12 protein-coding genes are annotated in these 13,467 nt (G+C 64.1%); 7 read left to right on the top strand and 5 right to left on the bottom strand.

Features of this window, described 5'->3' with window-relative positions; genetic code table 11:
• The first annotated feature begins 4 nt into the window (after positions 1-4).
• Together P3T18_RS23650 and P3T18_RS23645 are read left to right on the top strand one after the other, a co-directional pair.
• The gene (locus tag P3T18_RS23650) at positions 5-694 is read left to right on the top strand and encodes an MEDS domain-containing protein (protein ID WP_429302384.1); all 690 of its coding nucleotides are present in this window, start codon (positions 5-7) and stop codon (positions 692-694) included.
• Positions 695-737: 43 nt separating this feature from the next.
• The gene (locus tag P3T18_RS23645) at positions 738-2,366 is read left to right on the top strand and encodes a hybrid sensor histidine kinase/response regulator (protein WP_429302383.1); all 1,629 of its coding nucleotides are present in this window, start codon (positions 738-740) and stop codon (positions 2,364-2,366) included.
• Between the two features lie 27 nt (positions 2,367-2,393).
• Here P3T18_RS23645 and P3T18_RS23640 read toward each other — a convergent pair whose 3' ends face one another.
• Positions 2,394-3,032 (bottom strand): helix-turn-helix domain-containing protein, encoded by a 639-nt coding sequence (locus P3T18_RS23640; RefSeq protein WP_429302382.1) that lies wholly within the window; start codon positions 3,030-3,032, stop codon positions 2,394-2,396.
• 106 nt (positions 3,033-3,138) lie between these two features.
• Here P3T18_RS23640 and P3T18_RS23635 point away from each other — a divergent pair, with 106 nt between their 5' ends.
• The 4 genes from P3T18_RS23635 to P3T18_RS23620 all read left to right on the top strand — a co-directional run bounded on the left by P3T18_RS23635 (position 3,139) and on the right by P3T18_RS23620 (position 7,688).
• Complete coding sequence (locus tag P3T18_RS23635; RefSeq protein ID WP_429302381.1) at positions 3,139-4,434, top strand: MFS transporter; 1,296 nt, start codon at positions 3,139-3,141, stop codon at positions 4,432-4,434.
• 60 nt (positions 4,435-4,494) lie between these two features.
• On the top strand, positions 4,495-6,021 hold the full coding sequence (locus tag P3T18_RS23630; protein ID WP_429302380.1) for an amidase: 1,527 nt from the start codon (positions 4,495-4,497) through the stop codon (positions 6,019-6,021).
• 5 nt (positions 6,022-6,026) lie between these two features.
• Positions 6,027-6,380: a RidA family protein gene (locus tag P3T18_RS23625; protein WP_429302379.1), complete on the top strand. Its 354-nt coding sequence runs from the start codon at positions 6,027-6,029 to the stop codon at positions 6,378-6,380.
• A 69-nt stretch (positions 6,381-6,449) separates the two neighbouring features.
• Positions 6,450-7,688, top strand: coding sequence for an NAD(P)/FAD-dependent oxidoreductase (locus P3T18_RS23620; RefSeq protein ID WP_429302378.1), 1,239 nt, complete (start codon positions 6,450-6,452; stop codon positions 7,686-7,688).
• A 39-nt stretch (positions 7,689-7,727) separates the two neighbouring features.
• On the opposite strand, the gene P3T18_RS23615 is transcribed toward P3T18_RS23620, so the two are convergent.
• The 4 genes from P3T18_RS23615 to P3T18_RS23600 all read right to left on the bottom strand — a co-directional run bounded on the left by P3T18_RS23615 (position 7,728) and on the right by P3T18_RS23600 (position 11,488).
• Positions 7,728-8,273 carry a cytochrome b gene (locus P3T18_RS23615; RefSeq protein WP_429302377.1) on the bottom strand — a complete coding sequence of 182 codons (546 nt, stop codon included), beginning with the start codon at positions 8,271-8,273 and terminating at the stop codon, positions 7,728-7,730.
• On the bottom strand, positions 8,270-9,376 hold the full coding sequence (locus P3T18_RS23610) for a catalase family peroxidase (protein ID WP_429302549.1): 1,107 nt from the start codon (positions 9,374-9,376) through the stop codon (positions 8,270-8,272). Before P3T18_RS23610 ends, P3T18_RS23615 begins: the two co-directional genes overlap by 4 nt.
• A 255-nt stretch (positions 9,377-9,631) precedes the next feature.
• The gene (bfr, locus tag P3T18_RS23605; RefSeq protein WP_429302376.1) at positions 9,632-10,108 is read right to left on the bottom strand and encodes a bacterioferritin; all 477 of its coding nucleotides are present in this window, start codon (positions 10,106-10,108) and stop codon (positions 9,632-9,634) included.
• Positions 10,109-10,192: 84 nt separating this feature from the next.
• Positions 10,193-11,488 (bottom strand): acyl-CoA dehydrogenase family protein, encoded by a 1,296-nt coding sequence (locus P3T18_RS23600; protein WP_429302375.1) that lies wholly within the window; start codon positions 11,486-11,488, stop codon positions 10,193-10,195.
• Between the two features lie 424 nt (positions 11,489-11,912).
• On the opposite strand from P3T18_RS23600, the gene P3T18_RS23595 reads away from it, so the two are divergent.
• Positions 11,913-13,379 (top strand): amino acid permease, encoded by a 1,467-nt coding sequence (locus P3T18_RS23595; protein ID WP_429302374.1) that lies wholly within the window; start codon positions 11,913-11,915, stop codon positions 13,377-13,379.
• The last annotated feature ends 88 nt before the right edge of the window (positions 13,380-13,467 follow it).

Raw genomic sequence — 13,467 nt, 5'->3', positions numbered from 1 at the left:
TTCAATGGACGATCGCATCGCTATCGCCGGCACTTTGATGGACGCGTACCACGTCTGCGCGTTCTTCGACAGCCGCGACCAGGAATACGAAGCCCTGATTCCGTATTACCGGCAGGCCGTGGAATCCGGCGAGAAGAACTTCCATATCGTCGCGCCCAATCTCGCGGAAGATCACCGCGCGAGGCTCGCCGCGGCGGGCATCGACGTCGCGCATTGCGAAGCGTGCGGTCAGCTCGAAGTCGTGACTTGGCCAGAAGCCTATCTCGACGAAGAAGGCCGTTTCGACAAACAGCAGATGCTGCGCATGGTCGATCACCTCACCGGTTCCGGACGCGACGCAGGGTTTTCGCGGCTGCGCATCATGGGCAATATGGACTGGGCGTTCGGCGATCTCGCCAGCGCGCCGGATCTGATCGAGTACGAGGCCGAAGTCAACGAGATCATCGAACGCAACCGGCAGCCCGCCGTGTGCGTCTACGACATGGCGAAACTGTCCGGCGCGATGCTGATGGACGTGTTGCGCACGCACCCGCTCACGCTGATCAACGGAATCGTGCAGGAAAACCCGTTCTTCATTCCGCCGTCTGAAATGCTCAAGGAACTCAAGGCCCGCCGCACGCAAACCGAGTCACAGACCCAGACGCAGACTCAGACGCAAGCCCAGACGCAAGCCCAGAACCAGGCCGGCGCCTGACGCAGCGAGCCAGCGATTCCGGCGTCATGAACAAACGCACCTGATGAGCATCGACCGTTACCACAACGAGAGCCCGGAGAGCGCTCTGAGAGACCTCATGGGCCTGCTCGCGCTGCCGGCGCTGTGGCCCGGCCGCGACGGCAACGCCATTGTCGCGCTGATGACGCAGGCCATCGAGCGGATCGTGCCGCTCGATATCTGCTACGTGGACGTCCCGCTGCTGCCGGAAACCACGCCGCTCGTGCAACTGCAAGTGCGCGGCGCGACGGTGAGCACGGACGAAAGAGAGCACTGGCAGGACGCCATCGCCGCATGGCGCCGGCTGCCTATCGGCACGAAAGTGAATCTGTGCGACACGCCGATCGGTCAGGTCAGAGTGATCCGGCTCAGCATGGGTTTCAGCTCCGGACAAGGCAGCATCTGGTTCGGCGCGCTCAACGATCCCGTCAACGCCGCCTTCCCCACCGTCAACCAGATCGCTTTTTTGCGTGCGGCCACCTCGCAGGCGGCAACCGGCATTCTGGCCGCGCGCGCCGCGCACGAGCGCGAAGAAGCCAACCGTTCGAAAGACGAGTTCCTCGCGATGCTCGGTCACGAACTGCGCAATCCGCTTGCCCCGATCTCGACCGCGCTCGCACTGATCCGTCGCGAGAACGGCAACGCCGCCGACAAATACCACGAGATTCTCGAGCGGCAGGTCGCGCATCTGTCGCGCCTCGTCGAAGATCTGCTCGACGTCAGCCGCATCACGCGCGGCAAGATCGAACTGCAGCGCGAAGGTCTGCGTATCGCTTCGGTCATCACGCGCGCCGTGGAAGCCGCGAGCCCGCTCGTGGAGCAGCGCCGGCAGCGCTTGTCGGTGATGCTGTCCGATGACGGCGCGCAGATCTACGGCGACCTGACGCGCCTCACCCAGGCCTTCAGCAATCTCTTCAACAACGCCGCCAAATACACCGACGTCGGCGGCGAAATACGCGTCAGCGCACGCACCACGGGCAGTCATGTGACCGTCTCGATCAGCGACGACGGCGTGGGCATCAGCGCCGAACTCATGCCGAAGCTGTTCAGGATTTTCGAACAGGGACGCACGACCATCGACCGCTCGGAAGGCGGCCTGGGCATCGGCCTCGCGCTGGTCAAGAATCTGATCGAACTGCATGGCGGCTCGGTGCGCGCAAGCAGCGAAGGTCCGGGCAAAGGCGCCACCTTTACGGTGACGTTGCCGCTGGCAACCGGCAGCCAGATCGCCAACGCGGCGCCGCAACGCATCCGCGTTCCCGAGCCGTTGTCTGCCCGCCCGGACACGCGCATCCTGCTGGTCGACGACAACCTCGACGGCCTGTTCTCCATGGAAGCCTTTCTCACCGACGTAGGCTTCGACGTGATCACCGCATCCGATCCGGTGCAGGCGTTGGATCTGGCCGCGCAGTTCAGCCCGGGCGTCGCCGTTCTCGACATCGGCTTGCCCGGCATGGACGGATACGAACTGGCCGTGGCGCTGCGCGAGCAGCCGCAGCACGCGGCACTCCGCCTGTTCGCGCTGACCGGCTATGGCCAGGCCGAAGACCTGAAACGTTCCGCGCGAGCCGGCTTCGAGCGGCATTTCGTGAAGCCGGTGGCGTTGATGGAGCTGGTCGAAGCCTTGAAGGAAACTCAACCGCCCTCTCGCTGACAGGTCGCGGCGCACGGCATGGCGCGCTTACATCGCGCCCGCCGGCCGCGCGTCGTCGGTGTCGACGCAGCACACCAGCACCTCGGCCTCCCCCTCGCCGACGCTCAGATAGACATGCCCGACTGAACTGTCGAAATACAGGCTGTCGCCGGGATTGAGCGTGAACACCTTGCCATTCTCGAAGCGCAACTCCAGGGTGCCGCCGAGCAGAAACACGAACTCCTCGCCCGCGTGGCGGATGTAATCGGGAAAATCGGCGAGTGTGCGCGCACGCACATGCGCGCGCATCGGCACCATGCGCTTGCCGGTGAGATCGTTCGCGAGCATGCCGTACTCGTAGTTCGGCGTGTCGTAGATCATCTGTTTGCCGGACGCCGTGAACGACGGCGTCATCGGCGTCACCGAACCGCGCCGGGGACGTCCGAAGACCGCGTCGAGGTCGAGTTTCAGCGTATGCGCGAGCGCCGCGAATTTGTCGTACGTCAGCGCGATATCGCCGCGCTCGCTCTTCGAAATGGTGGAAACGGCGATGCCGGACTGCTCGGAGAGTTGCGCGAGTGTCAGACCGCGCGCCTTGCGCGCCTGGCGCAGCCGCGCGCCGACCGACTTGTGATCGATCTGCGCCGCCGGGGCTGACGGTGAATCGGAGGCTGCCTTGTTGGGCATAGGGGGTTTGTCCACGACACGAATTCAGAAGGGTTTTTTCGTATACGAGAATTTATTTTTTCTCGTATATGATAACTCACGTCAATTCCCCAACCGAGGAGCGCACGTGTCAACCCTCGCACTAGATAAGCCCAGCTTGACCAAACGGCAGGTGATCGTCGCGACCACTCTCGGCACGGCGCTCGAATACTACGATTTCACGATCTACAGCTTCTTCGCGATCCAGATCGGCCAGCTGTTTTTCCCCGGCGCGTCGCCGGTCAACCAGTTCCTGCTGTCCATCGGCGTGTTTGGCGTCGGTTTCGTGGTGCGGCCGCTCGGCGGCATCGTGATCGGCGCCTACGCGGACCGCGTGGGCCGCAAGAAAGCGATGGTGCTCACCATCATGCTGATGGCGCTGAGTTGCGCGCTGATCGCCTGCGCGCCGACCTACGCCATGGCCGGCATGGCGGCGCCCTTCATCGTGCTGGCCGCGCGGCTCATACAAGGCTTTGCCGCGGGCGGCGAGTTCGGTCCGGGCACCACGCTGCTGGTCGAATACGCGAGCAACAACACGCGCGCTTTCTTTGCCAGCTGGAATTTCGCGGCCACCGCGCTCGGGCTGGCGCTCGGCGCTCTCGTCGCGACGCTCGTGAACGTCAGCTTGCCGAAGCAGGCGGTGCTCGAATGGGGCTGGCGCGTGCCGTTTCTGCTCGGCATCGTGGCGGCGCCGGTCGGCATGCTGATCCGCCGGCGTCTGGAAGAAACGCTCACGCACGAGCGTGCCGCCACCTCGGCGCCGAAGCCGAAAAACGGCGCGCTCAAGGCGGCGCTCACCACGCATCTGAAGCTCACGATCCTCGGTACGTTCGCCGAACTGGGCGGCTCGGTGTCGGTGTACATCACGGCCTTCTTTCTGCCGAGTCATGCGGTGCGCGCCTTGCATCTGTCGTCGACGGCAGCGGTGGTGTCGGGCGTGGTGAGTTCGCTCACGCTGTTCGTCGCGGCGCCGCTCGCCGGCCGGCTCGCCGATCGCGTCAGCCGCAAGCATGTGCTGGTGACGTCGCGGGTGGTGTTGCTGCTGTCGGTCTATCCGGCGTTCGCGCTGCTGGGCGCCTATCCTTCCATGTTGATGCTGTGCCTCGTCTCCGCCTTCCTCGCGGTCTTCGTCGCCGGACAGATCGTGCCGGTGCTCGTGATGATCCCGGAACTGTTTCCGAAGGAAGTGCGCGCCACCGGCATCGCCTTGACTTACGTGGTGAGCGCATCGTTTTTCGGCGGCTTTTCGCCCTTCATCGCGAGCTGGATCGTCGCGCGGACCGGCAATCCGCTCGCGCCGGCCTGGTATGTGGCGGCCGCGTGCGCGATCTCGCTCGTGCCGGTGATCTGGCTGCGCGACCGCACCGGCGAAGCGCTCGATTGAAAGCCGTTTGCCGATAATCCGAAGCTGCTCTGAATGGATCTTTGAGAAGGACTGCGCCTCATGAATGAAAACGCCGACCTGGTCAGCCGCTCCGCTGTCGAACTGCGCCGCATGATCGGTGCGAAAGAAATCTCGCCGGTCGAGTTGCTCGACGCCTGCATCGCACGGATCGAGGCCATCAACCCGGCCGTGAACGCGATCACGGCCACCTGTTTCGACGCGGCACGCGACGCCGCCCGAGCCGCCGAGCAGGCCGTGATGAACGGTGAACCGCTCGGGCTGCTGCACGGCTTGCCGCTCGGCGTGAAAGACCTCGAGGACACGGCAGGACTGCTGACCACCTATGGCTCGCCACCGTCGCGCGGCAACGTGCCCTCGCGCGACGTGCTGCTGGTCGAGCGGCTGCGGGCGGCGGGCGCGATTCTGGTGGCCAAGACGAACGTGCCCGAACTCGGCGCGGGCGCCAACACGCGCAACCCGGTGTGGGGCGCGACCGGCAATCCGTTCAATCCGGAACTGAACGCGGGCGGTTCGTCGGGCGGCTCGGCCGCCGCCCTCGCCTGCGACATGCTGCCGGTCTGCACCGGCTCGGACACCGGCGGCTCGCTGCGTATTCCCGCGTCCAAATGCGGCGTGGTCGGCTTCCGGCCGTCGGCGGGACTCGTACCCAACTCGCGTCGTCTGCTCGGCTGGACGCCGATCTCGGTGGTCGGCCCGCTGGGACGCACCGTCGGCGAAACGGCGTTGCAACTGGCGGCGACCGCCGGCCTCTCGGCCACCGATCCGCTCAGCTACGAAGTCGATGCGCTCTCGTTCGCGACGCCCGGCAACCTGGATCTGGCGTCGCTGCGCGTGGGCTACACCGAAGACTTCGGCAGCTGCGACGTGGACGAATCGATCCGCGCCACCTTCCGCTCGCGCATCGCCGCCATCGCGCCGATGGTCCACTCGTGCGAGCCGGTGAATTTCGATCTCGGCGACGTGCACCGCTGTTTCGACGTGATCCGCGCGGAGAGTTTCGTGGCCGGTCTGCGCGACACCTACGAGCGCGATCCCGGCGCGCTCGGGCCGAACACGCGCGCCAACTACGAAATGGGCGCGACCATGACGCTCTCGGACAGCGCGTGGGCGCAAGCCGAGCAGACGCGCATTTTCCGGCGCTTCCAGTCCGCCTTCGAGCGCTACGACGTGATTCTCTCGCCCACCACGCCGGTCTCGCCTTTTCCGTGGCAGCAGCTTTACGCCGCGCAGATCGAAGGCCGCGCGCAGGAAAACTATTACCGCTGGCTTGCCCTCACCTACGTGGTGACGCTCACCACGCACCCCGCGCTCTCGCTGCCGTGCGGCGTCGATCATGCGGGCATGCCGTTCGGCCTGCAGATCGTCGGCCCGTTTCACGGCGACCGCAAGACGCTCGCCGTCGCGCAGGCTTTCGAAGCGGCCTTCGACACCGTACCCGCGCTGCGTCGTCCGCGCCCGGACCTGAGCAAGCTCACGCAACCGACGCCGTCGCTCAAATCGATCGTCACGGCGCCGCCCATTTTCAACTCGACCGGTGAAAGTCACACCGGTCCTTCGACGGTATAACCATCATGTCCAATCCGATTCAACGTCTTCAGACCAACGCCCGCATGAGCCAGGTGGTGATTGCCAACGGCATCGTGCATCTCGCGGGACAGGTGCCCGACACGGCCGGCGCGTCGATCACCGTGCAGACCACGGAAATTCTCACCCACATCGACTCGCTGCTGGCTTCGGCCGGCGTCGACAAAACGCGGCTCGTCACCGCCAATATCTGGTTGAGCGACCCGAAGCATTTCGACGAATTCAACGCCGTGTGGGACGCGTGGGTGCCGGCCGGCGCCGCGCCGACCCGCGCATGCGTGCAGGCCTTACTGATGAAGGCCGGTCTCGATGTCGAGATCGCCGTGACGGCGCTTGCCTGAGCAGGTCCGTTCGAGCGCAGAATCCATCCGCTCGCGCCGCGTCGGCGGCGCGTCCGAAGGCAAGGAAACATGGCAAAGAAATTCGATACCGTCGTGCTCGGCGGCGGCATTGTGGGCGTGTCGATCGCCGTGCATCTGCAACAGCGCGGCCGCTCGGTGGCGCTGGTGGATCGCAAGCGGCCCGGCAACGAGACGTCGCTCGGCAACGCCGGCCTGATCCAGCGCGAAGGCGTCTATCCGTACGCGTTCACGCGCGAACTCGGCACGCTGCTGCGCTACGCCCGCAACCGTTCGTCCGACGTGCGCTATCACCCGCGCGCGATGCCCAGCTTCGCGCCGTTCCTGGTCCGCTACTGGCACCATTCGCAGCCCGCGCGCCATGCCGCGATCGCGCGTTCATACGCGACGCTGATCGAGCATTGCGTGAGCGAGCATCGCACGCTCGCGGCCGCCGCGGGTGCAAGCGACCTGATCCGCCAGTCGGGCTGGATGAAGGTGTTCCGCAGCGCCCAGGTACGCGACGAGGAAACACGCAACGCCGAGCGCTGGCACGCGGAATTCGGCGTCGCGTTCGACTCGCTCGACGCGGCGCGCCTGCGTGAGATCGAACCGGCGCTGCGCGGATCGCTGCAAGGCGCGCTGCACTACACCGCGTCGGATTCCGTGAGCGACCCGAACGCCCTGGTCACGGCTTATGCCGGGCTGTTCGAAAAACTCGGCGGCGAATTTTTGATCGGCGACGCGACCACCTTGCAGCCCGGCTGGACGGTCGACACGGAACGAGGCCGGATCGACGCGCGCGCGGCCGTGGTGGCGATGGGTCCGTGGTCCGACGTGGTGAGCACGAAGCTCGGCTACCGCCTGCCGCTCGCGGTCAAGCGCGGTTATCACATGCACTACGCGCCCGAGGGTGAAGCGCGCCTGAATCATCCGGTGCTCGACGTCGAGAACGGCTACATGATCACGCCGATGGCGCGCGGTATCCGGCTCACGACCGGCGTGGAACTGGGGCATCGGGATGCGCCGAAGACGCCCGATCAACTGACGGCCGTCGAGCCCATCGCGCGGACGCTGTTTCCGCTCGGCCAACGTGTCGACGACGAACCGTGGCTGGGCCGCCGTCCCTGCACGCCCGACATGATGCCGATCATCGGACCGGCCAGGCGTCATCGGGATTTGTGGTTCGCCTTCGGTCACGCGCATCACGGCCTGACGCTCGGCCCGATCACCGGCCGCATGGTCGCGGAAATGATGACGGGCGCACAAACGCTCGTCGACCCGGCGCCATTCCGGGTCGACCGCTTCTAGAAGCGCGAACGTCGTGAACCGCGCGAGCCGGGCTCGCGCTTATTTGCCGACGCGCACCGACGTCATGCTTTCGAGCACGCCGTCGCGCCGGATCAAGCCGTGGAACAGCGCCGCCGCGAAATGCAGCAGAACCGTGGCGAACAGCAGATATGCGAGCACGGTATGCAGCTCACGCAAGCTCGCGTAGACCGACGGACTCTTCGGCAGGATCGGCGGCAGTTGCAGCGGACCGAACAGCACGATCGGATAGCCCGCTGCCGACAGCATGCTCCAGCCAACGAGCGGCAAGGCGAACATGAACGCGTACAGCGCGAGATGCGACGCGTGCGCCGCGAACCGCTGGATGCCCGGCAGATCGGCGGGCAACGGCGGCGGCGGATTGATCAGCCGGTTCACGAGGCGCAGCGCCGCGAGAATCAGAATCGCGATGCCGAGCGGCTTGTGGATCGACACGAGCGTGCTGTACTGGCCGGTATTGGACGCAGCCATGCCGACGCCGATGAACAGCATGGCGAGAATGAGCACGGCCATGAGCCAATGCAGAATACGCGACGTTGCCGGAAAACCCGTGGTTTGAATGCTCATGACCGACCTCCCGCGTTGACTTCCTGCGGCGTAACCGCGCTTGGCGGCTTCGCGTTGCGCTCGCCTTCGCGCAAGGTGAAAGACCGGGAATAAGCCGCCGAGCGCGCGCTCGGGATCGGGTCGTCCGAGGCTTCGATGCCATCGGGCAGCACCATCGGGTCGAAGTTCACGTCGACGCAGGGGCCGTCGTCCTCGCTCGAAAGTTTGTCGATCGTCACCGTGCCGGCGTCGATCTGTTTGCGATCGGCCGGCCACGGCACGGTCGGGTCCGACGTCACGTCGCCGTCCTGGCCGAGCGTGAGGATCAGTTTCCACTGCACCGGATGCTGCACCACCTGGGCAATCAGCGCATCGAAGAGCGCGTTCTTGTCGGCGGCGGGACCGCCCGCGCCGGCGGCGACGAACGGTTGAACCGGCACCGCCGACCAGCGCACCGGCGTCGCCACACCGCTCGCATTGACGAAGCGGAAAGCGTTGAGCGCGTTATAGGTTGCGTCGGCGAAACCGGACGACACCTGGCGCGCCTTGATGAGCGAGATGGCCGCGCCGAACTCGGGATGCGCGCCCACGAACGCCTGCATTTTCGAAGGATCGGGTTTGCCGGTGGCGGGATCGGGCAGCACGGCGACCATCTGGTCGTAGAACGCCTGCGGCGTTCTGAACGGAAAGACCGGAATATTGATCATCCCGGTGCGCCACTCCTGCCCGCTGGCGGGCACGAAGCGCAGCGCGAGACTGCGTACGGTGGCGGGTTCGTCGGGAATGAACGGCATGCCGCCCGCGAACGCGATGCGGCCCACCACCGGCACCTTGCCCGGGGCGAACAGCGCGGCTTTCGAAATCGCACTGGCCGCGCCGTTGCTATCGAAATAGCCCGTGGCGCACACGCCCTTGGCGTGATTCCGTCTGAAGCCGGGATGCGGCCCGTTGGTCGCCTCGAAGGCGTCGATGACCCGCTTCTGGGTCAGCCGGTCGGGCGACAGCCAACCGCCCGTATAGGCGAAGGCGGCGGCCACGGCGAGTACCGCCACGCCGATCACACCGAGCCTCACTACCACGGCACCCGCACTCAGGCTGGCGCGGCCGCCGCCCGTTTCCCGCATATTGTCTGGCACTTGTGTGCTCCTTGGGTATGCACAAACCACGCACGACTACTACCGGCGACGGTAACCCATCACGTCGGTGACGCGTATTGCAGGGAGACGGTGTGGGGTCCGGCAGTGCTGCCGGGTTATCAATGTACATCAAGACATGAAGACACGTGCTGACGCACCCAAAAGGTGCGCAGCGCATGAATCGAAGCGGACGGGCGACCGGTGCGAGGCGATTCTGTCCGAAACGCCGCGCGGCTGGCGAAGTTATTCCACCGAGCCCATGCCGGTTTGCTGATAGTTCTGGATGCCGACCTTGTCGATCAGCGCGAGATTGGTCTCGAGCCAGTCGATGTGTTCTTCCGTTTCATCGAGAATGTGCACGAGAATTTCCCGTGAAATGAAGTCGCGCACCGTTTCGCAATAAGCGATGCCTTCCTTGCAGGTGGCTTGCGAGATCCGCTCCAGTTTCAGATCGCACTCCAGGATTTCCTGGGTTTCCTCGCCGATCAGCAACTTGTGCAGATCCTGCAGATTCGGCAGACCGTCCAGCATGAAAATACGTTCGATCAGCTGGTCGGCATGCTTCATCTCGCCAATGGATTCGTCATACTCATGCTTGCCGAGTGCGTCCAGTCCCCAGTGTTTGTACATGCGCGCATGCAGGAAGTACTGGTTGATCGCGGTCAGCTCGTTCTTCAATTGCGAATTCAGATATTCGAGTACCTTGGCATCGCCTTGCATCTTCGCCTCCCTGCATCAGATGGATTTACGCCGTTAATCGAGCATAGTCCATACGTCAGGCAATGCTGAAAATGGGAAGCGTACTCATTCCTGGGATGCAACCTCGACGACCGCATCGGCAAAAGCGGGCCGACGCTCGCTCTCGTTCGCTGCGGTGGCGGAAAGAATCGTGCTGCCGGCATGCGGCAAGCTGAAACGCTCTTCCGGCGGCGTGCCGTTCAGGTGATAACGCCCGATCAGGGCCTCGCGTTGCGCGGCCGGATTGTGCGAAGCGATCGTTCTCGCATTACGCCAATGCCGATCAAAGCGCCGCGTTTCGCTGGTTGCCGACGCCCCGCCCACTTCGAACAGCAGACTCGCCGCTTCGAGCGTCTGCTCGATCACGATCTGCTGCGCCTGGAAAGCCTCGACATCGACGGCGATGTAGTCGTCCGTCGTGGCAATGCCCTGCTCGCGCTTCTGATGCACGGCTTCGAGGCTGTGCGCCACGGACTCGACAATGCTGCGCGTCGAATAAGCGAGACTCGCAAGCCGTCCCACTACGCGTTGCACCAGCGGATTGTCGCGCGGACTCGATTGACCGGCCACGCCGAAGGTACGCGTACGGCCTTGCGTGAACGCGACACTGTCGCGCACGATGGCCTGCACGATACCCGCGAGCGTCGCCAGATGAACAGCCTGAAAATACGCGCTGAGAAACGAGTTGCGGCGCGGCTCGGACGCTTTGTAGCGCGACAGCACCCATTCCTCGGCGACCGCGACGTTGGTGAAACGCGTCGTGCCGCTCGCGGTCAGGCGTTGACCGAAACCGTCCCAGTCGTCGATCCGTTCGACGCCTGGCGCGGTGGCCGGGATCACCACGTTGATATCGCTTTCGTCGTCATGCGCCGCGACGCCGATCCAGTCGGCGTAGAGCGTGCCGGTGCTGTAGTACTTCTCGCCATTCAGGCGCAGCACGCCACTTGCCGCGTCGTGGGCGAGCAGCACCGAGTTGTGCGTCGAACCGGTGCGCTCGGAGGTCGCCGCTCCCACGGTCTCGCCATTGGCCACGCGTTCCAGCCATCGGCGCCGCTGCGCTTCATCGGTACTTTCCAGACGGTATTCGATGAAGCCGAAGTGCGCGCGCAGGATTTGCGGCAGGTTTGAATCGGCGGCACCGAGTCTGCTCAATTGACGGAAAAACTGCGGCAACGTAATGCCGCCACCACCATAAGCACGCGGCACGCGCAACGCGGTGAAACCGGATTCCTTGAGCCATTTCACGGCGTCGTACGCGAGTTCGCGATTCTGCTCGCGCTCGATACTGCCATCGGCAATGCGCTCGAAAATCGGTGCATAGCGTTCGTCGAGTTGCGCGTCGGTCAACTGGGTGCTGGTCATAGCTACGGTATCCTGAAGAGATGATCGTCGAGAATACGGTTGGCGGATTTCGTGGGCAACCAAGCAAACCTGCTTTGTATATCTCGTTGCGCGTGAGAAGAATTCGTCGAAGCCGCCACTCTGCTTCCCATGTTTCCGTGCCGCGATATCGAAGTACTTCGCAAAACCGGCAATCGCGACACGACGCGCTTGCTGCTATGCGTCACGCCAACGCGCATCACGCCGTGTATCGGCTTTTCGCTCTCTGCCGCGACGCCGAACCCGCTTCTTTTACAGCGGTTTAAATTCGGACTACACTGAATTCAACGTTAGCGTGTTTTTCATGCCTGCCAGTCTTCGGTAACAGATGGTTTTGTCGTACTCCGCGAGGCGAAGCAGTCGGGTCGGCTCGTGTCCAGTCACCATTCGAACGGGACGACTCATCATGGCTGATACGAGCTACATGGCACGGAAGTCCGTGGCCGATATCGTGGGCAGTGCGGACGCGCAAGCGCACGGCGACCACGCGCTGTCGAAAACCCTCGGCGCCACCAGCATCACGGCAATGGGTATCGGCGCGATTATCGGCGCGGGTATTTTCGTTCTGACCGGCACGGCTGCCGCGCAATTCGCCGGACCGAGCATCATTCTCTCGTTCATATTAGGCGGCATAGCCTGTGCGTTCGTCGGTCTGTGTTACTCCGAACTCGCCGCCATGCTGCCCGTATGCGGTAGCAGTTACACCTACACGTATGCCACGCTCGGCGAAATCTTCGCCTGGATCATCGGCTGGGATCTGATTCTCGAATACGCCATGGGCGCGGCCACCGTCGCCGTGGGCTGGTCCGGCTATATCGTGAGTCTGCTTCACAACGTGGGCATCGTCATTCCGCCCGCGTTCGCCGCCGCGCCCGGCACTGTCGTCAAACTCGCCGACGGCACCACGGTAACGGGGATCATCAATCTGCCGGCGGTGGTGATCATTGCCATTCTCACCACCATGCTCGTGCTCGGCACGAAGGAATCCGCGCGGCTGAACAACATCATGGTCGCGGTCAAACTGGTCGTGGTGGTGGCCTTCATCGCGCTCGGCCTGTTCTTCATCAATCCGGCCAACTGGCATCCGTTCATTCCTCCCAACACCGGCGAATTCGGCAACTTCGGCATGAGCGGAATTCTGCGCGGCTCGGCCGTGGTGTTCTTCGCTTTCATCGGATTCGACGCGGTCTCCACTGCGGCACAGGAAGCGAAAAAGCCGCAGCGCGACATGCCGATCGGCATTCTCGGTTCGCTGGTGATCTGCACCTTGCTGTATATCCTCGTTGCCGGCGTGCTCACCGGCCTCGTCCCTTACGCGGACCTCAACGTGCCGGACCCGATCGCCAAAGGCGTCGACGCCATCGGTCTGACGTGGTTTTCGGTGCTCATCAAGATCGGTGCGCTCACCGGTCTCACTACGGTGATTCTGGTGCTGCTATACGGCCAGAGCCGTATCTTCTTCACCATGTCGCAAGACGGCTTGCTGCCGCCGCTTTTTGCGCGCGTTCATCCGCGCCTGCAAACGCCGCATCTGAGCCAGATCATGATCGGCACGATCGTGGCGATCGTCGCGGCGCTGACCCCAATCAACGTGCTGGGCGAGATGGTCAGCATCGGCACGCTGTTCGCTTTTATTCTCGTCTGCGGCGCCGTGATCTATTTGCGCCGCAGCGACTCCGACGCGTCGCGGCCGTTCCGCGTGCCGGGTGTGCCGATCGTGCCGGTGCTCGGCATTCTGTTCTGCCTGCTGCTGATGGCCGGACTGCCGCTCGTCACCTGGGTGCGGCTGGTGGTGTGGCTCGTGATCGGCATGGTGATCTATCTTTCTTACGGGCGCAGCCATTCGAAACTGCGTTATCCGGAACGTCAATGAGCGTCGCCTGACGCACGCATGGCGCCGCCCCGGCGCCATGCCGGCACCATCGCAATCTTTCTCACATAGCCGTGAAAAATGCTCGTTT

The organism is Paraburkholderia sp. GAS199, assembly GCF_050436585.1.
Classification (GTDB): domain Bacteria; phylum Pseudomonadota; class Gammaproteobacteria; order Burkholderiales; family Burkholderiaceae; genus Paraburkholderia.
This window is presented reverse-complemented; position numbering and strand designations above follow the sequence as displayed.